Annotated in this window: 15 protein-coding genes and 1 pseudogene; 6 read left to right on the plus strand and 10 right to left on the minus strand. The window is 52.8% G+C overall.

Features of this window, described 5'->3' with window-relative positions; genetic code table 11:
* Positions 1–178 precede the first annotated feature (178 nt).
* Positions 179–523 (minus strand): hypothetical protein, encoded by a 345-nt coding sequence (locus tag NSQ46_RS18630; protein WP_007129917.1) that lies wholly within the window; start codon positions 521–523, stop codon positions 179–181.
* A gap of 418 nt (positions 524–941) precedes the next feature.
* Between NSQ46_RS18630 and NSQ46_RS18635 the strand changes: the two genes are divergently transcribed.
* Positions 942–3,971: a PAS domain S-box protein gene (locus NSQ46_RS18635; protein ID WP_342574305.1), complete on the plus strand. Its 3,030-nt coding sequence runs from the start codon at positions 942–944 to the stop codon at positions 3,969–3,971.
* A 57-nt stretch (positions 3,972–4,028) separates the two neighbouring features.
* Here NSQ46_RS18635 and pepF read toward each other — a convergent pair whose 3' ends face one another.
* Positions 4,029–5,828 carry an oligoendopeptidase F gene (gene pepF / locus NSQ46_RS18640; RefSeq protein ID WP_342574306.1) on the minus strand — a complete coding sequence of 600 codons (1,800 nt, stop codon included), beginning with the start codon at positions 5,826–5,828 and terminating at the stop codon, positions 4,029–4,031.
* A 599-nt stretch (positions 5,829–6,427) separates the two neighbouring features.
* Here pepF and NSQ46_RS18645 point away from each other — a divergent pair.
* The 5 genes and pseudogenes from NSQ46_RS18645 (at position 6,428) to NSQ46_RS18665 (ending at position 12,636) form a co-directional block, all read left to right on the plus strand.
* Positions 6,428–8,446 (plus strand): DNA mismatch repair protein MutS, encoded by a 2,019-nt coding sequence (locus NSQ46_RS18645; RefSeq protein ID WP_213615289.1) that lies wholly within the window; start codon positions 6,428–6,430, stop codon positions 8,444–8,446.
* Between the two features lie 76 nt (positions 8,447–8,522).
* Positions 8,523–9,041: an N-acetyltransferase gene (locus NSQ46_RS18650; protein ID WP_342574309.1), complete on the plus strand. Its 519-nt coding sequence runs from the start codon at positions 8,523–8,525 to the stop codon at positions 9,039–9,041.
* Between the two features lie 165 nt (positions 9,042–9,206).
* Complete coding sequence (locus tag NSQ46_RS18655; protein WP_007129912.1) at positions 9,207–10,070, plus strand: class I SAM-dependent methyltransferase; 864 nt, start codon at positions 9,207–9,209, stop codon at positions 10,068–10,070.
* Positions 10,071–10,074: 4 nt separating this feature from the next.
* A complete protein-coding gene (locus NSQ46_RS18660; protein WP_144869464.1) occupies positions 10,075–10,809 on the plus strand; it encodes an RNA pseudouridine synthase in 735 nt (244 codons plus the stop codon).
* A 466-nt stretch (positions 10,810–11,275) separates the two neighbouring features.
* Positions 11,276–12,636, plus strand: a pseudogene (locus NSQ46_RS18665) (lytic polysaccharide monooxygenase).
* Positions 12,637–12,803: 167 nt separating this feature from the next.
* Here NSQ46_RS18665 and NSQ46_RS18670 read toward each other — a convergent pair.
* The 8 genes from NSQ46_RS18670 to NSQ46_RS18705 all read right to left on the minus strand — a co-directional run bounded on the left by NSQ46_RS18670 (position 12,804) and on the right by NSQ46_RS18705 (position 22,864).
* Positions 12,804–13,235 carry a MarR family transcriptional regulator gene (locus NSQ46_RS18670; protein WP_028403574.1) on the minus strand — a complete coding sequence of 144 codons (432 nt, stop codon included), beginning with the start codon at positions 13,233–13,235 and terminating at the stop codon, positions 12,804–12,806.
* Between the two features lie 460 nt (positions 13,236–13,695).
* Positions 13,696–16,155, minus strand: a complete 2,460-nt coding sequence (gene gyrA / locus NSQ46_RS18675) for a DNA gyrase subunit A (protein ID WP_028403575.1) — start codon at positions 16,153–16,155, stop codon at positions 13,696–13,698.
* A gap of 11 nt (positions 16,156–16,166) precedes the next feature.
* Complete coding sequence (parE, locus tag NSQ46_RS18680) at positions 16,167–18,146, minus strand: DNA topoisomerase IV subunit B (protein ID WP_028403576.1); 1,980 nt, start codon at positions 18,144–18,146, stop codon at positions 16,167–16,169.
* Positions 18,147–18,389: 243 nt separating this feature from the next.
* Positions 18,390–19,379 carry an ABC transporter permease gene (locus tag NSQ46_RS18685; protein WP_342574312.1) on the minus strand — a complete coding sequence of 330 codons (990 nt, stop codon included), beginning with the start codon at positions 19,377–19,379 and terminating at the stop codon, positions 18,390–18,392.
* On the minus strand, positions 19,372–20,340 hold the full coding sequence (locus tag NSQ46_RS18690) for an ABC transporter ATP-binding protein (RefSeq protein WP_028403577.1): 969 nt from the start codon (positions 20,338–20,340) through the stop codon (positions 19,372–19,374). The genes NSQ46_RS18685 and NSQ46_RS18690 overlap by 8 nt, the downstream gene beginning before the upstream one ends.
* Before the next feature lie 48 nt (positions 20,341–20,388).
* Entirely contained in the window at positions 20,389–21,285 is an 897-nt protein-coding gene (locus tag NSQ46_RS18695; protein WP_342574313.1) for a GDSL-type esterase/lipase family protein, read from the minus strand.
* A 144-nt stretch (positions 21,286–21,429) separates the two neighbouring features.
* Positions 21,430–22,170: a CAP domain-containing protein gene (locus NSQ46_RS18700; RefSeq protein WP_342574314.1), complete on the minus strand. Its 741-nt coding sequence runs from the start codon at positions 22,168–22,170 to the stop codon at positions 21,430–21,432.
* A gap of 232 nt (positions 22,171–22,402) precedes the next feature.
* Entirely contained in the window at positions 22,403–22,864 is a 462-nt protein-coding gene (locus NSQ46_RS18705) for a GNAT family N-acetyltransferase (protein ID WP_007129902.1), read from the minus strand.
* Between the last annotated feature and the right edge of the window lie 70 nt (positions 22,865–22,934).

A 22,934-nucleotide genomic window follows, 5' to 3' on the forward strand; every position in this document is an offset into this window, starting at 1 on the left:
CTTCAAAAAATCGACGCTAGATGGAGGAGAAGCTGCGTGAACCAACGGCAGTTTTCTCGTATTTTTCGTCAATGCCATTATTCACTGACACGCGGGGTGCCGATCTTCATCGCTCTATCAAATAAGGGGTGCACCAGGTCCAAGAACCTTCAGGAGCACCCCGCGCACTAATGAATAATTACCACAGCAGGCTGACGGCCAGCAGGTCAAACAACGCCAATGGCAGGATAACGTTGCTGTAATACGGATTGTACGGATACGGCGCAAACGGCGGTCTCGGATATGGATAGCCGGGATAAAAGCCTCTGCTTCCTTCCTGCTCGATCTGGATATATACGTATTTAGCGTCTACATTGATGATGACCCCCTCGAAGACTTCATCATCCAGCGTCTCTACGCGAACTTTGTGCTTCATCGCCTTTTTCAAGGCAGCATGGGCGTTCTCCTTATGCTTTTTCATGGAATGGGCCATATGATGATCGCATTGAAACAGCATTTGTTGTTGAGATGGATATGTGTTCATGAAACTTCCTCCTTCGTTATCTTCTACCCTGCATAGTATGCAATTAGCCCGCATAGGGTGTTAGCCTACAACTGAAAAGCAGTTTAAACGCAGAATGATACGGGTATAGTACAACCAAACAAGGAGGTTACGAATTGTATAAGCACACATATGCGGGATTATCACAAGACGCAGGAGCTATTTTCTGAAGGGCGGAAACCGGAGGTTCCCATAAAAATGTGTCAATACCCGCTAAAGGCGAGCATGTTCGGTACCATCCTACATATTTGCACCAAACCTCGTACGCGCAGGGCTTACCGGTAAGCTCTTTCGCATAAGTTTTGTCATGTTGATTTGTATCCTTTTATCTATTGCTAGAACAATGAACGATCCACTATGATCAAGTGGTAGAGCATTTCTCAGGGAGGCAGCCTATGATATGAGGAATTTTACGGAAGATTGGTTCTGGGAACCCATGTTTAACAAACTGCCTGTCGGGGCGGTTTTGATATCCTTAAAGACAGAGCAGATTGTGATGATGAACGAACGCTTCTGCGAAATCCTTGGATCCACGCGTTCCGAGCTGCTGACGCGAAAACCTCGCGAGCTCCTGGTTCTGAAGGGCCTCTCCCAAAAAGCTTTGCAGCGAATTGAAAGCTTTGATGTCGCCAATGGACTTCAGGAGACGATTTCATTTCAGTCCGCGGATGGACGGGCAATGTCCATAACCGCGGAGTTCTCTCTCTTGGCGTCATCGGCAAACGGGAAAGAACCGCTCATCCTGTGCTGCATTGACCGAGCGGAGATCAAGGAAGCCCCCTTGCCGATGATCGGTCAGGAGGAGCTGCTTGCGCTCATCCTGAAGAGCGGACAAGATCTCATCTCGATCAGCAATGCCGATGGAATCATTGAATACATCTCCCCTTCCGCAACCCACTTGTTAGGATATCGTCAGGAAGAGATGGTTGGCAGGCATCGCGCCGAGTTTTACCATTCGGCCGACTCCGAAGAAATGAAACAGCCCGGAAAGCTGTTCTCGGATAGCGAAATATTCAACAGGCGTATCCGCCATAAAGACGGACACTATCTATGGTTTGAAACCTCCTTCCACGTCATCCGGGGGGCCGAAGGTCAAATAACAAAGGTGCTGGCGATCGCACGCAATATTACCAAGCGCAAAATCGATGAAGACACGCTCGCCCGTGCCCAGCGGATCGCCAAAATCGGTTCCTGGAGATGGGATCTTGTGACCCGGACATTATCCTTCAGCGAAGAAATACGCCGAATTTACGGCTACCAACTGGAGCCGGTTGAGCGTGATCATAAATCCCTTCTTTCCGCGGTTGTCACCGAAGACCGCAAACGTCTCCGGCGTGCGATCCTGTCGGCAATCAAGGGACAACCCGACGAGATTATTTACAGGATTCAGGTTGAAGGCGGCACCATTCGTACGCTCCGGGCACAGTGGGAAGTATCGGCCCGAAGCGAAGGCAAACCGATCGAACTGGTCGGAATGGCCCAGGATATTACCGAAGAATCACTGATCGCGCAGCAATTGGTTGAGAACGAGAAGAAATACAGGCTGATCACGGAAAATTCGCTGGATTTCATATCGCGGAATACGATTGACGACTGTACCTTTCTATACTGCTCACCTTCCTGTTATTCGCTCCTCGGTTATAATCCTGAAGAGCTTGTGGGGACCAGTGCATTCGATTACGTATATCCGGAGGACATCGGGCCGCTCAAAGCGTATTTGCAGCGAACCTTAGACGAGACCTCCCTTACCCCGATCACCTTCCGTTACTTACATAAAGACGGCAGGCACATTTGGTTCGAAGTGAACTGCAAGTTCATTACGGGACAGGACGGGCATCGTGAAATCATCTCCATCGCCCGCGATATATCCGAACGGAAGCGTATCGAATTCAAGCTGAAGGAAAGCGAGCAGCGGTATCGATCGCTGTTCGAGTACAATCCGCTTGCCGTCTACTCCATGAATCTGGAAGGCGAGTATTTGACGGCCAATCCGAATTTGCAGAAATTAACCGGTTATTCGCTGGACGAGCTTGTCGGCATGTATTACGGTCCCATCGTGGCGGATAAGGATCTGCCGCGGACGCAGTACCATTTTAACCAAGCGAAGGAAGGAAACCCGCAGAGCTATGACCTGTCGATCATTCACAAGGATGGTCATCCGATCGAAATCAATACCGTTAACATTCCGATCATCGTGGATGAAGAGGTTGTCGGCGTTTATGGAATTACCCGGGACATTACGGAGCGCAACCGTTCGATGGAGGAGATCAAGAAGCTGAGCCGCGAGCTCACGCTGCTGCTGAACACGGTGTCCGAAGGCATTATCGGGCTGGACATTAACGGCAAAGTCGCCTTCATCAATCCGGCCGGTGCGTCCATGCTGGGGGAAGATGCGGGTGATGTCATCGGCAGATCCTGCGATCAAATCATCAGGGAGATTCGGCATGACGGCAGCTTTTACCGCGGGAGGAACTCCCCCCTTGAGATGGCTCTCTTGCAAGGAACGCCTCTCCTTCGAACCGAAATCGTGCTGTGGCGGCGCGATGGAACCAGCTTCCTGGCCAATTACCAAGTCAATCCGATCTGGGATCGGGGCGAGCGCAAAGGTGCCGTGATGGTATTCCGCGATATTACCGATGAGAAAGAGATCATACGCGCCAAAGAATCGGCTGAGCGGGCAGATCAGGCCAAGACGGAGTTTTTGACGATGATGAGCCATGAGCTTCGTACGCCGATGAACGGCATAATGGGGATGATCGATCTCCTAAAGACGACCGACCTCGATGAAGAACAGGCAAATTATACGGACATTCTTAAGGAGAGCGGTGAATCGCTCCTGCATATTTTGAACGATATCCTCGATTTTAGCCGGATCGAGACCGGTAAAATGTCGATTGGCGAGGAACCGATCGATGTCCGCAGCCTGCTGGGAAGCGTCGTAGACTTGTTCAATGCCAAAGCCAGCGAGAAAGGACTAACCCTTTCATGGAGCGTGAACGAAGTCAGCGTCCCTGATGTCATTGTTGCGGATCCTCTGCGGCTGCGACAGGTGCTCGTCAATTTGATCAGCAATGCCATCAAATTTACGGAGCAAGGCAGCGTGACGCTGACTGCCGACGCCGTCCGGCGCATCGGCACCCGTGAGCTTACGCTGACGATTCGAGTTACGGATACCGGGATCGGCATTCCGGCCGACCGTCAGCATCAGCTGTTCCTCTCCTTCTCACAGCTCCATCCATCGTTAAACCGCAAGTACGGCGGCACCGGGCTGGGACTCGCGATCAGCAAGAAGCTTGTCGAGCTCATGGGCGGTATCATCGGGGTAGACAGCCGGGAATTCGGCGGCTCCACGTTCTATTTCTCCATACCGACACGGGCCGTAGAGCCAAAGGACACGTCCCTCACTCCCGTTGAGGAAGCATATGAATAAAAAGGAGAACCGATTGGCATGAGACGCGCCTTCGGTTCTCCTTTTTTTTGTGATAGCTTAAGCGTATAAGGACCCCAGCTCATCCACCAGCGATCCGACATAGGCTACGGCTCTAGAGATCGGCTCGGATGTCGTCATGTCGACTCCGGCGAGTGACATCAGCTCCAGCGGCGTCATGCTGCCGCCAGCCTTAAGCACTTGCAGCCAGCGATCGACCGCAGGCTGCCCTTCCTCGCGAATGAGCTGTGCCGCGGCCGTCGAAGCCGTCAGACCTGCCGCATAGGTATACGGGTACAAGCCCATATAGTAATGCGGCTGCCTCATCCAGGTCAGCTTAGCGCCTTCGTCCAGCTCCAGCGCATCTCCCCAGAAGTCGGACAGCACGGCGCCTTTCAAAGACGAGAGCGTATCTGCTGTGATCGGCTGATCCGCCGTCGCATGCGCATATACTCTTCTCTGCAATTCAGCTTCCAGCAGATGCGTAACATAATTGTGATAGTAGGTGCTGAGCAGCTGAAGAATGATCCAGCGGCGCATCCGCTTATCCTGGGATTTGCTCATCAGATGGTCTGCCAACAGAAGCTCGTTCATCGTTGACGGGGCTTCGATAAAATACATGGAAGGCCGAGCATTGGTCATGCGCTGGTTGCGGGCCGCCAGCATCAGATGGCCGGCATGGCCGATCTCATGCGCCAGCGTAAAGGCGCCTCGCATGTTGTCCGCCCACGTCACCAGAATATAGGAATGCACGCCGTAAACCGAGGAACAGAAGGCCCCCGTCGACTTACCGATGTTGTCGGCATAATCCACCCAGCGGTTCGCAAATGCGGTCTCGACGATATCCGTATATTCAGAACCCAGAATCGCCAGGGAATCGGTAATTGCAGCACATGCTTCCTCATAGGTTATGCTTGGATTGAAGTCCGGATCCATCGGCGCCTTCAAGTCGCAGAACAGCATGCGGTCCAGACCGAGCACCCGCTTCTTCAGGGCCATGAGCCTGCGCATATGGGGAGCAAGCTCGGAAAGAATCGTATCGTGGATATGATTGTACATCTCCTTGGTCACCTGCTGCGGCTGCAGGAGCATGTCCGTCACGGACTCGTAGCCGCGCAAGCGGGACAGCACGACCTGTTTCTTCACCTCGGTCGCGTAAGCTTCGGCAAATGTGTGCCGGGAGCCTAGGAGCGACTTGGTGAACGAAGCATACGCTTCACGGCGGAGCTCGGTATCCTCCGACATCTCATACGCGTTCTCGTATAAACGGAACGAAACCGGCATCGTTTCTTCCCGTACCGAAATATCGTCGAACGTCATATCCGACAGCTTGCCCCGCAAATAAATACGGTACGGGGCTCCAAGCACTTCGCTAAGCGATGCAAGAACGCGCTCCGATTCGGGACTGAGCCGGTGCGGCTTCGTTTCCAGGAGCAGCCCCAGGCTGCGAGCATACGACTTAAGCCCTTCCTCCTGATGGATATATGTATCGATGACGCCTTCCTCTAGCTCCAGCAGCTCCGATTCAAGGAATGTCAGCGAGGATTTGATCCGCGATACCAAGTCGCCCGTCTTGGCAGCTCTCGCAAGATTCGCCGGATTGGTCCCATCCTCCGATTGCCGGAGATGGGCATAGGCCGATATCTTCCCGATTCGCTCCATAAGCGCTTCATGCTCGTTCAAGCATTCAAGAAGCACATGCGCCCCCTCGCCCAGTCTCCCTTTAAACCGCGTCAATCGGGCCGCCTGCGCTTCCACGTCCTGCAAGCCTGATTCGAATTCCTCCTCCGACGCGAATAAATCGTCCAGATTCCAGGTTGCTTCGACTTTAACCTCATTTCTAGCCAGCATTTTCCCCATGGCTACAGCTCCTCTCACATGTTGTGCGATCGAATGGATCCCGTCTGTTCATCTTTCGTTTAAGAAACCATTTTCATCATATCACAGTTTCGACCAACACAGCCATTTCCCTCCTGCCCCTTGACAATTAATCTGGAATATGTTTATAGTAGGACCATACCTTATCTAAAGGAGAGATTTTGATGTCGGTGGTTGTTCTTAACTAAGCCAATTTCATATGGATGGAATGCATGATCGTCAAGATTGGTAAATAATGGACATAACCTGTAGAGGTTAATGTTTATTTCTTGATGCGTATCTACATTTCCTCCGGTGAATTAGTTAAGAACTGCGGATATCAATTGAAGCCCCTTTAGGCTTTATTCAGATATGCTATGCTCATCCGCGCTGCAGTTTTGGCGTGGATTTTTTGGGTTCGTCATCCCTTGCCTAGGCCAAGGGTTATTTAGGCGCAGCTTAAGAGCATACCGAATCGGAATAGCCTCACGCCCGGGCGGAGAGTGAACCCCATGTTCACTTTCCGCCCTATTTGCGTTTCCCGTGAGACGATCACCAAGCCTTGCCTAGCCATTATGAACAAAAAAGGAGAATCGAAGAACATGAATCCTGCCGCATTAAACAAATTAGAGTATTACCGGATCCAGGGCGAGCTTGAACGCTTCGCTATGTCGTATCTGGGTATCCAGCATATCCGGAACATGACTCCGCTCACGCAATTGAAAGCCATTCGCCACAGGCTGGATGAAACCGAGGAAGCCCGTGCGCTGCTGAATGCGGGTGCCAGCGTACCCATACCGTCGCTTGAAGGGATCGAGCTGATTCTCGACCTGATCGGTACCGGGTATGTGCTAACCGAACGGGATTTCGGGCATCTGATCCAGTTCCTTCGCAGCTGCCGTCAGCTGATCAAATATATGGAGAACAAGAGCGCCATCGCACCGACCGTCAGCTCTTACGCCTCCTCCATGCATGAGCTGAAGCCGCTGCTGTCCGAGCTTGAGCGCAGCATCCATGCCGGCCGGGTAGTTGACGGCGCCAGCAAAGATTTGGCCAAAATCCGCAAGAAAATCCTTGTTGCCGAAGAACGGATCAAGCGCAAGCTCGACAGTCTTGTCAGCCGTTATAAAGGGATCATGCAGGAGCATGTCATCAGTAAGCGCGGCGACCGGTATGTCCTGCCGATCAAGAAGGAGTTCCGGAAAATGTTGAATGGCAGCGTGCTGGATGAATCCGCGAGCGGCCAAACGGTGTTTATCGAGCCCTCCGAGCTCCAAACGCTGCAGATGGAGCTGAATCTGCTGCATGCCGATGAAGCCCGTGAGGAGACCAAAGTGCTGAGCGAGCTGACCTCGATGACCGAGCAGTATGAGCACGAGCTGAGAATGAATGCGGATACCGTCGGCATATATGATTTCATTATCGCCAGAGGCAAATATGCATTGTCCATCGGTGGCAGGAACGTCGGCATCAATCAGGAAGGCTTGATCCGGCTCCGGAGCGCCACGCATCCACTGATCGGCGCTTCCATGGTGCCGCTGGATTTTGCGATCGGCGATCGGTATAAGACGTTAATCATTACAGGCCCCAATACCGGCGGAAAAACATCGGCGCTTAAAACCGTCGGACTCATTACGCTGATGGTGCAATCAGGGCTGCTCGTTCCCGTTGGAGAAGGCAGCCAGTGCGCCGTCTTCGACGAGGTTGCGGTCGATATCGGAGACGGGCAAAGCCTCGAGCATGCGCTCAGCACCTTCTCTGCGCATATTCGCAACATCCGGGAGATCCTCCAAACCGCCGGCCGCTCCACGTTGATCTTACTGGATGAAATGGCCTCAGGGACAGATCCCGGAGAAGGAGTCGGCTTGTCGATCGCCATATTGGAGGAACTTCATAAGCGTCAATCAACTGTAGTCGTAACCACCCATTTTACCGAGATTAAAAACTTTGCCGCACGCACCCCGGGATTTGAAAATGCGCGCATGGAATTCGATACCGAGACGCTGGAGCCGCTGTACCGGCTGCGCATTGGCGAGGCAGGTCACAGCTATGCCTTTGTTATCGCGGCAAAACTCGGGATTCCGGAATCGATTATCGTGAGATCCCGTGAAATTACGGAGGCCAAAGCGGTAACGGCCCGCATCGCGGAAGCCGGGGAGACGAGCGCTGAAGCCGCTGAGATCGACTCTGCAGCTGCCTTGCCACAAGCAGGCTCGGCATCCACAGAGGCTCCGGAGATTGCAGAGGCAGATGAAGCTTCGACTACGGCCCCAGCGTCCTCGGGTTCAGGCACTAGAGCGACAGCAGCGGAGAACGTAGAGGCCGACTCTCCTCCCCTTTTCCGCCTCGGTGACCGGGTCTATGTGCCTTATTTGAAGCGAAGCGGCACGGTGTATGAGACGATGGATGCCAAGGGGAATGTCGGCGTAATGATCCAGCAGGCTAAGCATCGGATCAACCACAAGCGGCTGAAGCCGTTCATCGCCGCTGAAGAATTGTATCCGGATGACTATGATCTCGACATCGTATTTGAGAGCAAAGAGAACCGCAAGAAACGAAATTTAATGAAACGGAAACATGTTGATGGACTTACAATCGAAACAAAGCCGGATGAAATATAAATATGCCGGCGGAGTTACCGTCAACCAAGTATAGAGCATTGAACCGATTCCAACGCTGATAGGGAGAGATTTTGATATGATGATTCGTACGGAGAACAAAGGCGATATCGAAAGCGTCCACCAGCTTCTGCAGCGTGCCTTTGGCGGCCAGCAGGAGATAATATTAATGGAACGGCTGCGCAAGGATCCCGAAATAGACCCCGAGCTATCCATCGTTGCTGAAGATGACGGCATCTTGATAGGCCATATTATGTTCAGTCCTGCCACCTTGGATGACGGGGGGACGATGCATAAGGTGGCCGCCCTCGGACCGCTTGCGGTTCTTCCCGAATACCAGCGGCGGGGCGTCGGCCGACAGCTTATCGCAGAAGGCAAGAAACGATGCGGCGCACACGGTTATCCGCTCGTCTTCTTGTTCGGCCACAAGGACTATTACCCGCGGTTTGGCTTTGTTCAGGCCAGAGCCCACGGCTTCGAGATCAACCAATTTACGGTGCCCGACGAGGTCTTTATGGTAGCAGAGCTTCAACGAGGCGTTCTTGAATCGATGCAGGGGGAATTTCGTTTCCACTCTGCATTCGAAGAACTCGGCTAAAAAAAGCACGGAAGCCGCGCACCGGACAGGATCGCGCCGTCTATTCCAGCAGGCCGTAAAAGCAAGCACTATCCCTTCACGCTCACCGGCTGTACTAGGTGGCATTCGGCTTCCTGTTTGTTGTACAATAAAATCTAAATGACTATTTGAAGGATGGATTTCAACATGTATGTAGCTCAGGATTGGCAAGACTACGAGGTTCTTGATACCGGCGGCGGCGAGAAGCTGGAGCGTTGGGGCGATGTTATTCTTCGGCGCCCGGATCCGCAGATCATCTGGCCTATCGAACGGGAGGACGGATTATGGCGGAACGTGCACGGCCACTACCACCGCAGCTCGTCCGGAGGCGGCCAGTGGGAGATGAAGAAGCAGCTGCCGGAACGCTGGACGATCTCCTATGATCAATTAAAATTTCACATCCGGCCGACGAACTTCAAGCATACGGGCCTGTTCCCGGAGCAAGCGGCGAACTGGCGCTGGATGATGGACAAAATCCAAGCGGCCAAGCGGCCGATTCGGGTGCTTAATCTATTCGCATACACCGGCGGTGCAACCGTAGCGGCAGCCTATGCCGGCGCCCAGGTCGTGCATGTCGATGCGGCGAAGGGCATGGTCCAGTGGGCAAAAGAAAATGCCGCTCTATCCGGCCTTGCCGATAAGCCGATTCGGTACATCACCGATGATGTATTTAAATTCGTGCAGCGGGAACAGCGCCGCGGCAACAAATATGATGCGATCATTATGGACCCGCCGTCCTACGGCCGCGGACCGGGAGGCGAAACATGGAAGCTCGAGCAGAGCCTGTACCCGTTCCTCGAAAGCTGCATGAGCATCGTCTCCGATCAGCCGCTGTTTATGCTGATCAATTCCTATACGACCGGCATTTCACCGACCGTTCTGCACAATATGCTCTCCATGACGATGAAGCCCAAGTATGGCGGTACGATCAGCGCCGGTGAAATCGGTCTTCCGATCACACGCTCCGGACTGAACCTCCCATGCGGCATTCTCGGCAGATGGGAGTCCTGATGCGATGAGTAACCGGGATTCTAACCGCGTGCACCCGAGCGTACCGATTCTCTTCGAGGATAATCATGTGCTCGGTGTAGCCAAGCCGGTCAATGTGCCGTCCCAAGAGGATGCTACGGGCGATCCCGATATGCTGACCATCCTGAAGCAGGACATCAAAGAACGGTACAACAAACCGGGCAATGTGTATCTGGGATTGGTGCACCGCTTGGACCGTCCGGTCGGAGGAGCCATGGTGTTTGCCAAAACCTCCAAGGCAGCCTCCCGTTTATCGGAAGCCGTCCGCTCAAGGAACTTTCATAAGCAGTATGCGGCCATCGTTCACGGTATTCCGTCAAAGCCTTCCGGAAGGCTTCACGATTACCTGTTGAAGGATACGAAGACAAACACGGTCCGGGTCGTTCCCAAAGGCACGGATGGAGCGAAGGAAGCGCTATTGGATTACACCGTCCTTGAATCCAAGAATGGCCTAAGTCTTGTGCTGATCGAGCTGCACACGGGCCGGCCGCATCAAATCCGCGTGCAATTCAGCCATGCGGAAAACCCCCTCTATGGGGATCAAAAATACGGCAGCAAGGTGAATCAAGCCGGGCAGCAAATTGCGCTCTGGTCTGTACGGGTCGGATTCCCCCACCCTACCACCAAAGACGAAGTTAACATTTTATCGACGCCCCCTGCCGTTCATCCATGGTCCCAGTTCTCCATGGATGCGTTGATGCGAACGCTCCAAAGCCAATGATCGTAAGAAGGAACTCTATCAAGCTCATTTCCTTTCGTTTGAATCGTTGGACAAGAAATATTTGATGATAACCAACAGCATGACCAACGGCTTTCCATGCTGGACATAAAAGACGAGATCCGCTGCTCACTTCGAAGCGGATCTCGTCTTTTTATATGGCCACCCGATCAAACTCAAATATTTTATCCCTCAAAAATACAATATTATCCTTTACACGACCCGAGGAATAACGAAGAATAGTAATCAGAATAGTTTAACATTATTTAGTTAATTTGTACAATCATGGTATAAACTCATTCCCTTTGAGTTTATATAGAATTCAATTTTTAAGGAGGTGAGAGATCCGAAGTCAGCCTGTCATTTGCATCGTTGGTCGTTATCAAAGCGCTGCACTTGACCTAAGAATGGCTGAAGCTTGCAACCAGACTATTCATAAAGAAGTACACATGTTGAAGGAGGGATTTTCATGATTCAAAACGTTCACGTTCAAGCTCCACGCCGCCTGTCGTTGAAACCGCTGTGGATTTTTCTCGGAAGTTTGCTGCTGTTCTTCCTCGTGATGGTCTTCACGGCGAATACTGCATCCGCACATGGCTATATCGAATCGCCTGCCAGTCGTGCCTACAAATGCAAGCTCGGCGAGAATAAAAATTGCGGCCGGATTATTTATGAACCGCAGTCCCTGGAAGGGAAAGGAAATTTCCCGACGGGCGGACCGGCTGACGGGCAAATCACGGGCGCAGGCATATTTACCGAGCTCTATGAGCAAACCCCGACCCGCTGGAGCAAAGTGAACATGAACGGCGGTCCGAACACTTTTAAATGGGTGTTGACTGCCCCGCATGCGACATCCGATTGGAAGTATTATATTACGAAGAAGGGCTGGGATTCCAACAAGCCGCTGGCAAGAGCCGATCTCGAGCTGTTCTGCTCCTTCAATGACGGAGGCAAAAGACCGCCGAACACGGTAACGCATACATGCAACGTTCCGAACGACCGCAGCGGCTACTATCTGATTCTCGCCGTATGGGAAATCGCCGATACGGGCAACGCCTTCTATAACGTCATCGACGTGAATTTGAACAATGGCGGTGGCAATCAGGATACACAGCCTCCGAGCGTCCCGACCGGCCTTCGGTCGACCGGAGCGACCAGCAGCTCTATCTCGCTCGCTTGGAACGCCTCAACGGACAATGTCGGTGTAACCGGCTATGAAGTCTACCAAGGCTCCTCCCGGGTCGCCACGGTATCCGGGACTACCCTGAGCCATACGGTTACGGGGTTACAAGCAGGAACCTCCTATACGTTTACCGTGAAGGCGCACGACGGGGCAGGCAACGTCTCGGCCGCAAGCGCTCCGCTGACCGCCTCGACAAGCGATCCGCTCCCCGACACGCAGGCTCCTTCCGCACCAGCCAATCTGAGAGCCGCCGGCTTTACATCGACCAGCGTATCGCTGGCATGGAATGCGGCAACCGATAATGTCGGCGTAACCGGGTACGAAGTATACCGCGGAGACGCTTTGGTTACGACCGTTTCCGGCACCGCCCTCAGTACACGGTCACCGGCCTGACGCCGAGTACAGCCTATACGTTTACCGTGAAAGCACGCGATGCTGCCGGCAATGTATCGGCCGCCAGCAATTCGCTGGAGGTAACGACGCTGGACGGGTCGGCACCGGAAATCCCTGCATGGGCTCCAAATACCTCCTATCAGCAGGGGGCGCTTGTAACCTATGACGGGAAAACGTATGAATGCCGCCAAGCCCATACGTCTCTTCCGGGCTGGGAGCCAGCCAATGTCCCTGCTTTATGGCTCCTGAAATAATGGATGCTAAATGGCCGCTAGAGTAAAATCTGGCAGCGCATAGAGCAAAAAAGAAGCAGCCCCCCATTCGCGAACCGTTTTCGGCTCGACACGGGTGGGGCTGCTTTCATTTCAGCCGGCGTGAGGATCATCCGGATGATAGCGTCATCCGAATGATAGGCTAGCCGCTATACCTCCACTAAAGCTTCCTGCGGAGACGTGCTGATCTTACCGAGCAAATATACCAGCAGCTGCTGATTATGCGATGAAATGCGATTCAACACCTGTGACAGATACTCATCCCGCACCCGCATGCCCCGGCTGTATTCCTCGCTTCCTTTATAGGAAATCGTAACCCACACAATGCGCCGATCATGCTCATCACGCTCCCGCTTGATCAAGCCATTCTTCTCCATGCGATCAAGAAGCATCGTGACCGCAGCCGGACTGGTGGCCATATACGGGATAAAATCCGAGGGCTTCATCCGCTCCTGTTCCTGAAGCACCTCCAGCACGGTCAATTGCGCTTCGGTCAACGTAGGCGCCAGTCCGGCCTCCATATGAAGCTTATAATCCTTGGCCAGCTTGGACCATACCTTCGCGAATTCAGCAGTATGCATGTTCATCCATCCCTTCTGCTATGTCTGATCGAACCTGATTCGAAATCATTCGATATCTGCATCTCATCTCCATGGACCGCCGGTTGTTAGGTGCGGGCTGCCAACTCTCCTAAGTCGTTTATTGGATTAATTGTTCGCGGATCGCCTACCAATATCCTTCTTTTTTCGTTAAAAAATATAATTTCCAACGATGCGACAAAACCCACCAGCCTTGATATGACGGCATTTTTCAATAATCACATTCCTTCGACATGGCAAGACATATGTCAAAAAGTATAAATTAAAAAGCCACAGCGAGTAACTTTTCCGCTATCTAGTTATCCCCTGTCTATACTTCCTAGGAGCGCTCGGTGCTTCAAATCAAAATATTAAAAACATCCCTTCACGAATCGCACTTGCGCATAGAGACGCACATGTGACCCGCAAGGGATGCTTTGTCTACATCAAAAGCTTAGCGAAACTAAACTTCTTTGTCCTGTCCGTTGTTAGGCAAATGGACCAGACTCACAATCTGTCCTTTTTTGCCGACATCGGCCAGAAGCTTGCCTGTCGATTTCCGTTCAGCGATCGGAACCTTCTCGGAATGAATCGGATAGGCTTGCCCGTCATCAGCGTAGGCCGTAATGTCGATCGGTTCTCTGCAATAGAATGCTCCGGCGATGGTGCTGCCGTTCGGCTTCACCCGCTTGCCTTCCTTGAACTCGAATGTGGCGATTCCTTTGCCGCCTCGGCTTTGGACCGGATAATCAATCAGCAGGCTGCGTTTGCCGTAACCGAGATCGGTAATCGTCAAGATTTCGCCTTCATCCTCTTCCACCCACAGGGCGGACACCACCTCGTCCCCTTCACGGAGCTGGATCCCCCGGACGCCCCCGGACACGCGTCCCATCGGGTTCACCTCTTGCTCCTTGAAGCGAATGCTCATGCCGTCTTTGGAGATGAGCACAATATCCTTCGTTCCGTCGCTCATCACGACCTGGATGACGCTGTCATCCGCTGCGACTTTCGCTGCGGCGACGGCTCCTGATCGTTTGGTGACATAATCCTTCAGCTCGGTTCGCTTCAACTGCCCTTTACGGGTAACGAAGACGAGCGATTTTCCAGGCTCTTCGAAATTCGTTACCGGAATGGCGGATACGATCGAATCCTCTTTCGGAAGCTGGATGACATTGACGATCGCCGTTCCGGCATCCTTCCACTTATATTCCGGTATCTGGTGAACCGGCAGCAGGAAATATTGCCCGCGGCTTGTGAACAGCAGCAGGTTGTCCAGCGTGTTCACTTCGAATAAACGGGTGATGTGGTCCCCTTCCTTGATACCTGAGCTCTCCAGCTCGCCACCGCTTCGCGTAAAGGAGAGCATGCTGGTCCGCTTAATGTACCCGTCATGGGACATCGTAACAAGCACGTCCTCCGCATTGACGAGCACCTCAAGATTCACCTTGATCTCTTCCACTTCTTCCTGGATGAGGGAGCGGCGGTCCACACCGTATTTCTCGCGAATTTCGAGCAGCTCCTTGCGGATTACCCCGATCAGCTTTTTGTCGCTGGCGAGAATGCCGCGCAGGTTGTCGATTTTCTTCATGAGCTCGTCCAGCTCTTTTTGCAGCGAATGGATCTCAAGATTCGTTAGGCGATATAATTGCAAAGTTAGAATAGAATCCGCCTGGCGCTCCGTAAAGCCGAACATCCACTGCAGGTTATTCTGTGCATCCTGGCGGTTCTTGGATGCTTTGATCGCCGCGATGACCTCATCCAAAATGTTCAGCGCCTTGACCAGGCCCTCCAATACGTGCGCCCGGTCCTCCGCCTTCTCCAGCTCATACTGCGTTCGGTGCGTGACGACCTCGCGCTGGTGCTCAATGTATGCCTCCAGCATCGCTTTAAGGCCCAGCTGTTGAGGGGTTTTGTTTACGATCGCCACCATATTGAAATTGTACGTAATCTGCAGATCGGTTTTCTTGAACAAATAAGCAAGAATGCCGTTCGCATCGGCGTCCTTCTTCAGCTCAACCACGATGCGGAGCCCTTCGCGTCCGCTCTCGTCTCTCACTTCGGCAATGCCCTCGACCTTCTTCTCCAGCCGGATGTTTTCCATCGCGGTTACCAGTCTCGACTTGACGACCTGATACGGAATCTCCGTAATGACGATCTGCTGCTTGCCGCCGCGAAGCGATTCAATCTCCGTCTTGGAGCGAAGGTAAACGCGGCCTTTGCCGGTGCGGTAGGCATCCAGGATGCCTTCGCCGCCCATGATGATGCCGCTTGTCGGAAAGTCCGGTCCCTTGATAAAGGTCATAATTTCCGACAGCTCGATCTCGGGCTTTTGCATGACCGCAATGCAGGCATCAATTACTTCCCGCAAGTTGTGAGGCGGAATCTCCGTCGCAAAGCCCGCCGAGATTCCGCTTGCCCCGTTGACAAGCAGATTCGGATACCGGGACGGCAGAACGACCGGTTCCTTCGCCGTATTGTCGAAATTATCCTTGAACAGCACGGTCCGCTTCTCGATATCGCGCAGAAGCTCCATCGCGATCGGCGAGAGCCGCGCCTCGGTATAACGCATCGCTGCAGCCGGGTCATCGTCCTGGGAGCCCCAGTTGCCATGTCCGTCGACCAGTACATGCCCCATCTTCCAAGGCTGGGCCATCCGGACCATACCCTCGTAAATGGACGAATCACCGTGCGGGTGATAATTACCCATGACGTCACCGACGGTCTTGGCGGATTTGCGGTAGGGCTTGTCCGGCGTGTTGCCGGAGTCGTACATCGCATACAAAATGCGGCGCTGAACCGGCTTCAGGCCGTCGCGAACATCGGGGATCGCCCGGTCCTGAATAATATATTTCGAATACCGGCCGAAGCGGTCCCCTACAACCTCTTCCAGGTAAGCCGGCAAAAATTGTTCAGATAAACTCATGCTTCCACCTTCTATTCCTCAAACTCCGCAAAATTAACGTTCTCTACGATCCAACGTTTGCGGGGATCGACCTTATCTCCCATCAGGGTTGATACGCGTCTTTCCGCCTTGGCCGCATCCTCGATCTGCACCTGAAGCAGCGTCCGCGTCTCGGGATTCATCGTCGTTTCCCACAGCTGCTCCGGATTCATCTCGCCAAGTCCCTTATAACGCTGCAGCTCGTAATTTTTGAATTCCTTCAAGTAGTTCGCAAGCTGCTCTTCGGTCCACGCATAACGGACCGTTTCCAGTTTGCCGGATTTGCTGGCGATTTTATACAGCGGAGGCTGTGCGATGTAGACACGGCCTTCGTCGATCAGCGGCTTCATGTACCGGTAGAAGAACGTCAGCAGCAGCACTTGAATATGGGCGCCGTCCGTATCCGCGTCCGTCATGATAATGATCTTGGAATAATTGCTGTCCGCCGAGGAAAATTCATTGCCGATTCCTGAGCCGATCGCCGAAACGATGGCCCGGTACTCTTCATTCTTCAAAATGTCGGCCAGCTTTGATTTTTCCGGATTCATCGGCTTTCCTTTAAGCGGCAGGATGGCCTGGATCTTCGAATCGCGCCCCTGCTTCGCCGAACCGCCCGCCGAATCGCCTTCGACGATGAACAGCTCGGTTCTTGAAAAATCCTTCGACTGCGCCGGCGTCAGCTTGCCGCCAAGATTCGAGCTTTCGCTCCGCTTCTTGCCGCTTCGCATTTCATCCCGGGCTTTCCGCGCCGCTTCGCGCGCCTTCGAAGCCTGGATGGCCTTCCTGAGCAGCGTCTGGGCAACCTGGGGATTTTCCTCGAGGAAGATTTGCATTTTCTCGGTGACGATGCTGTCAACCGCACTGCGCGCCGAAGCGCTCCCGAGCTGGTCCTTCGTCTGCCCGACGAATTCCACCTCGGCCATCTTCACGCTGATGACGGCCATCATGCCTTCCCGCAGATCGTTGCCTTCAAGATTCTTGTCCTTTTCCTTCAACAGATTATTCTTGCGGGCATAATCGTTCATTACGCGGGTATATGCGGTCTTGAAGCCGGTCTCATGCGTGCCGCCGCCGCGCGTTGGAATCGAGTTGACGAACGATGCCAGCGTCTCCGTATAACCTGCGTTATATTGAAGGGCAATTTCCACCTCAATATCGTCCTTCTCGGCAAAGAAATGGATGACGTCATGCAGCACATCCTTGCCCTCGTTCAGGAACTGAACGAATTGGCTGGCCCCGCCTTCGTAGAAAAACTCGTCGCTGTTTCCGCTGCGCTCATCCTTCAAGACGATGCGAAGCCCCGAGTTCAGGAACGCAATCTCCTGCAGCCGCTCCGCAAGCGTGTCGTAATTCAATTGGATGCCGGACGAGAAAACGCGCGCATCCGGCTTGAACGTAACTTTCGTTCCGGTCTTCGACGTATTGCCAAGCACCTCAAGTCCGGTAACCGGCTCCCCGACATGCTCTTTCCCTTTCTTGTCCTGCCAATATTCGAAACGCTGGCGGTGGATCTTGCCCTCGCGGTAAATCTCCACTTCCAGCCACTCGGATAATGCGTTCGTTACCGAAGCGCCGACACCGTGCAAGCCGCCGGACTTCTTGTATCCGGAGCCGCCGAACTTGCCGCCCGCATGCAGGATCGTAAATACGACCTGCGGCGTTGGAATGCCGGTCTTATGCATGCCGGTCGGAATGCCCCGTCCGTTATCATACACGGTAACGGACCCGTCTTTATGCAATGTAAGTTCAATTCTCGAGCAGTACTTGGCCAAATGCTCGTCGACAGCGTTATCTACAATTTCCCACACTAGATGATGCAAGCCCGACGAGCTTGTGCTCCCTATGTACATGCCTGGCCGTTTGCGTACCGCAACAAGGCCTTCGAGCACTTGAATGTCGTCAGCATCGTATCCTGAACGGCTTTCACCGCCATTCGGTGATGACTCTGCAAACAAATCGATCTGTTCGACCATTCATGCTCCTCCTTCAAATTTTCGCGTATCATGTTCAGTTCTATTCATTGTGCCATCCGTTTACACCAAGCTTTAAATGCTTCGGTCAAGGATCATGCAAAATTCGAATCCAGCCGCTCCAGTGTACAATATACAGACGAACCAAACCAATTCGTGTATATATTGCGGATTGAAAGCCGTGCTTTGGGTATTTGCAATATCCTCCCGTAAAAATGCAAACAAATGTTTCGTGCTTTGTCCATTTTAATTCAAGATATCCCTTCTCGTAAAGACGCTGAATGAAACGATCACCGCACAGACTGCCCAGACCGCCAGTACGGCAAGGGAGAAATTCAGCGACATCCCTTCGATCGGGGGCAAATTGCCGGCCAAATAATCCGTTAAATTCAGGTTTACCATAAACAAATATTTTGCGCTGCTCCATGCAGAGGCCATATTGGTCAGGATATTGCCGGCGATCAGGGCCGCCATCATGATGACGATGCTCGCCGCCGTGCTCCGGACAAGGACCGAAACCATAAACGCCAGCATGGCCACGCAAATGCCGACAAACCAAACCAAGCCGCCTTGCATCAGCAGATACATCCACTGCGGCACCGCATGCACCCCGGTCATATCCACTTCCGAGCCGACAATCCGAAAACCGGTAAATACAGGGATGTCAAAGCCTTTATATCCGAAAGCCAGTCCCGAAATGAGATAGGCGATGATAAACGTTGATAAGACGATCAACGACACGAACATCAGCAGGGCGACCAGCTTGCTGAGAAGCACTTTCCACCGTTTTACCGGCCGCGTAAGCAGCATTTTGATCGTTCCTGACGTGCGCTCTCCGGATACGATATCCGATGCGATCGCCATAATCAATAGCGGAATGAATAATGATATCGCATTATTCAGGAACTCCCGGGTAAAGGTAACCCCGTTTGGATGATTAGGATTCACATCATGCTCCAAATAATACAGCATTTGCTGAATAAAAATTTGCCGGTATCTCTTCCATTCATCCGGCACCCGATCGCTGCTGAGCGAGTTTTCATTGTCCGTGATCCGCTGCTGAAGCTCCAGGCGCCAGTCACTGTTGAACTTCTCCTGGCTCCGCTCCGCCGCCTTCATCTGCGCATAGGTAAACATCGGCACCAGAACGAGCAGGACGAGCAGGACGCCGTAAAAACGCTTCCTTTTCATAATTTTCAAACATTCGTTCTGTATCAACGGGACAAGGTTACTCAAGGCTCTCCCCCTCCGTCATTTGGAGAAACAGCTGCTCCAGTGTAGGATTCATGCGGTGGACTTCCCGAACCTCTACCCCTGAGGCAACCAGCCGCTCGACCGCGCGGAAGGTATGCTCGGGAGAAATGAGCGTTACGATCGCCTCAGCCGACATGCCTGCCAGCAGGTTATCATCGAGCACCGACTCAGGCTCTTCCACGATGTCGCAGTATTCCAGCCCTGACAGTATCCGCTTCCCTTGCGCAGCCGGTTTCAGCTCCCATACGACATAATCGTTGCTCCCGGAGATCAGTGCATCGACTTCGCCGACGGCGAGCACTCGTCCTCCGCTAATGATGGCAACCCGGTCGCACAGCAGCTGGATCTCGCTCAGCAGGTGGCTTGAAACGAATACCGCGAGGCCTTCCTCCGCCAGCTGTTGAATGAAATGGCGCATCTCCTTAATGCCTTTCGGATCCAGTCCGTTGGTCGGCTCGTCCAGGATAAGCAGCTTCGGTCTTCCCAACAGCGCCTGTGCGATTCCAAGCCGCTGCCTCATGCCGAGCGAATACGTGCTTACCTTATCATGTATTCTCCGTTCCAGCCGGACAATATCCACCACTTCGGCGATCCGCTGACGGTCGATTCCCTGCTGCATGCGCGCAAAATGCTCGAGATTCTCCCAGCCGGTCAGAAAAGAATACATCTCGGGATTCTCAACGATGGAACCGATGTGACGCAGCGCCTGCTCCTGCTGCCGGTTGACATCATAGCCGCACACCTTGATCGTTCCTGAGGTCGGCTTGATCAGATCGACGAGCATCCGAATCGTTGTCGTCTTCCCCGCTCCGTTCGGGCCAAGAAATCCGAAAATTTCCCCTTTGCGAACGTCGAAGGTCACATCATGTATAATCCATTTTCGTCCGATTTTCTTCGTCACATTCTTTACAGATAACACGATTTCCGAGAAATGGTCATTCAAGCGGCCCCAACTCCTTCTATGAATCGATGGGTTCCCTGTATCCCCGTTTTACTTCAAGCCCTGTACGATCCGGTCCGCAATGGCCTGATATCCCGCACCGTTCGGATGGAAATGGTCGGATGACAAATAGGCATCCAGCTTGTGCTGAAACAGATCAAACGTGGGGACCAGCGTCATATTCGGGTCCTGATTCACGATTTCCATTACGCTATGATTCCATGTCGATACGACGATATTCCCCGGGATCTGCAACTCCTTCAAATCAGCGAACGGGTGGTACAGCCCGACATAAATGATGCGGGCATCCGGATTAATGGCCCGAAGCTTCTGCAGAATCGACTGCAGGCGCTCGGAGGCCTCAGGCAGCGAAGCCATCAGCTTGACCGGGTCGATCTCGAGCGCATCCGGGTCGGTCTCTTCGCTCAAAAGGCCGCTGTTCTGAAACAAATCGTTGCCGCCGATCGACAGCATGATTACGTTTGCCCGCTGCAGGGCGTAACGGATGCCTTTGTCGTCGAGCTTGGGCAGAAGCGCCTCGGTTGTCATCCCGTTGATCGCCAAGTTAGCAAGCAGCTTGGCCGATCGCCCGTCCCCGTTCAGCTGATCGATGCTCCGCCGGACAAACCCGCTCCCGGTATTGTCCCCCGTTCCCTTGGCAAGAGAATCGCCGATCGCCGTGACGTTCAGGTGATCCGGCAGCGGCTGTGCAGTCGTCGTGTCTTCGTCCTTGCCCGCCTGCTCCTCCTGATCCGCCCCGGCTCCATTCCCCGGCACGGCACCAGGCGCTGAGGGTGATTCGGATCCCGAATCGCTCCCTGCGGCAAGAGGCTCTCCTTGTGGATAGTTGATATCATTCCATGCATATATAAAGCCAATGACGAGCACAATGGTTGCCAATGCCGAGGCGCAAGCGGTAATCCTCCATATCCATGACGATGTTCTCATGACTCTCCCCCTGCAAAAATCCTCATGTACTCTACCATAAAACTTCTTTCAAAAATTTGCAAATCATAAAGCCAAAAAAAGACCGTCCCGAAACGCAAGAGCAGGCTCTCGCGATCAGGACAGTCCCCTGTAGATTATTCCGTATTATTGGCTGATAAATTCTTGCACCCAGTAACCGTTGTAGTATCCTACCCCGATCATCGTAAAGTTCGGAGACAAAATATTTTCACGGTGTCCCTGGCTGTTCATCCATGCATCCATAACTTCTTGCGGCGAACGCTGGCCTTTAGCAATATTCTCGCCGGCATAGCCGTAAGAGATTCCGTAAGCTTTCATCATATCAAACGGCGAGCCGTAGGTTGGGGAAGTATGGCTGAAGTAATTGTTATTGTTCATATCCTTCGCTTTATCCAGCGCAACTGTCGTCAGCTTAGCATGTACGGTAAGTGGCTTCAAGCCTGCCTTCGCGCGTTCTTGGTTAACGAGCTCGACAACTTGGGAAGCAAAGCTCGATTGCTCGCTCGTGCCCGTCGATCCGGATGGTTCGGACGGCTTCGCCGGCGTGCTTGTTCCCGGCTTGCTCGTTTGCGGCTTCTCCGCAGGCTGCTGAGTTTGCGGCTTCTCGTCTTCCGGCTTGGACGCTTCCGGTTTAGGCACCGCTGGTTTCGAGGTTTCAGGCTTTTCTGCCTGAGGCATTTGAGTTACCCATTTGAACTGTCCTTCCCAGCCTTGGGACTCCAGAAACTGCTGAATCTTTTGCTGCCAGCTTACAACATGGCTGTTCTCAGCCGGTGCAGCGGAAGCTGTTGTAGGAAGCATGATGCCTACGGCCATTACCGCGGCGATACTGCCGCCTGCGACTTTCTTCATCCATTGCTTATTCATGAAATTCATCATCTCCTGTAGTCTTGTTGTTGGGCCGCTTGATCCTCATAGATTCTAGAGGGTGAGTTCTTGGTGTCAGAGGATCAAGCGTTGGTAACATTTTTGTAACCATCTACGAACACATTGTAACATAATTGATACCCGCGACAAGTGCACAATTGTTGGAAATCCTTCAGATCAAACAAGAAAAAACCCATCCCGTGCCCGGGATGGGTTAACAAAAGGGATGCGGCTACAGCTTTTTGTTAAACTGATAGCCTGCCTTTTCAAATCCGATATGTTCATAAAATGCATGTGCCGGGGCTAATTCTTCCCGGTTGCCGCTCGTGAGAAACAAGAGGTCGCTGCCCTGCTGTCTTGCCCAAGTTTCTGCAGCTTGAATTAATCGTTTGCCAATGCCTTGGCGGCGGCAGCTTGAGGTTACAATAACCGAAGTAATTTGAGTGACCGGTTCGGTCATAACGAAGGATTTGACTTGACGAAGCATGATCATGCCGACGACGGTTCCGTCCAATTCAGCAACCATATTGCAGTACAGCGGATTGCACGACATGTTCTCCATCCGTTCACGCATCACATTCAGCGTGGTCGGATAATTCAGTTCTCGCATCAAGGATGTGACAGCTTCCAAATCATTCTTCTCAAAGTTTCGAATCAGCAGTGCAGGCGCAGACAATACGCTTTCGATGCTCATTATACCCTCATGCTTCCCTTCTTCTATGAAATTCTTGAATCACTCTATTTCTATTTTGTAAGTTTATGAA

The organism is Paenibacillus sp. FSL M8-0142 (genome assembly GCF_038597315.1).
Lineage (GTDB): Bacteria > Bacillota > Bacilli > Paenibacillales > Paenibacillaceae > Paenibacillus_AQ > Paenibacillus_AQ lactis.

Excerpts from the sequence above, each read along its gene's own strand:
- NSQ46_RS18700 (WP_342574314.1), bottom strand. The coding sequence starts at position 22,170 with ATGAATAAGCAATGGATGAAGAAAGTCGCAGGCGGCAGTATCGCCGCG.
- NSQ46_RS18645 (WP_213615289.1), top strand. The coding sequence starts at position 6,428 with ATGAATCCTGCCGCATTAAACAAATTAGAGTATTACCGGATCCAGGGC.
- NSQ46_RS18650 (WP_342574309.1), top strand. The coding sequence starts at position 8,523 with ATGATGATTCGTACGGAGAACAAAGGCGATATCGAAAGCGTCCACCAG.
- NSQ46_RS18655 (WP_007129912.1), top strand. The coding sequence starts at position 9,207 with ATGTATGTAGCTCAGGATTGGCAAGACTACGAGGTTCTTGATACCGGC.
- NSQ46_RS18670 (WP_028403574.1), bottom strand. The coding sequence starts at position 13,235 with ATGCATACTGCTGAATTCGCGAAGGTATGGTCCAAGCTGGCCAAGGAT.
- NSQ46_RS18705 (WP_007129902.1), bottom strand. The coding sequence starts at position 22,864 with ATGAGCATCGAAAGCGTATTGTCTGCGCCTGCACTGCTGATTCGAAAC.
- NSQ46_RS18630 (WP_007129917.1), bottom strand. The coding sequence starts at position 523 with ATGAACACATATCCATCTCAACAACAAATGCTGTTTCAATGCGATCAT.
- NSQ46_RS18635 (WP_342574305.1), top strand. The coding sequence starts at position 942 with ATGAGGAATTTTACGGAAGATTGGTTCTGGGAACCCATGTTTAACAAA.
- NSQ46_RS18660 (WP_144869464.1), top strand. The coding sequence starts at position 10,075 with ATGAGTAACCGGGATTCTAACCGCGTGCACCCGAGCGTACCGATTCTC.
- pepF (WP_342574306.1), bottom strand. The coding sequence starts at position 5,828 with ATGGGGAAAATGCTGGCTAGAAATGAGGTTAAAGTCGAAGCAACCTGG.
- parE (WP_028403576.1), bottom strand. The coding sequence starts at position 18,146 with ATGGTCGAACAGATCGATTTGTTTGCAGAGTCATCACCGAATGGCGGT.
- NSQ46_RS18695 (WP_342574313.1), bottom strand. The coding sequence starts at position 21,285 with ATGAGAACATCGTCATGGATATGGAGGATTACCGCTTGCGCCTCGGCA.
- gyrA (WP_028403575.1), bottom strand. The coding sequence starts at position 16,155 with ATGAGTTTATCTGAACAATTTTTGCCGGCTTACCTGGAAGAGGTTGTA.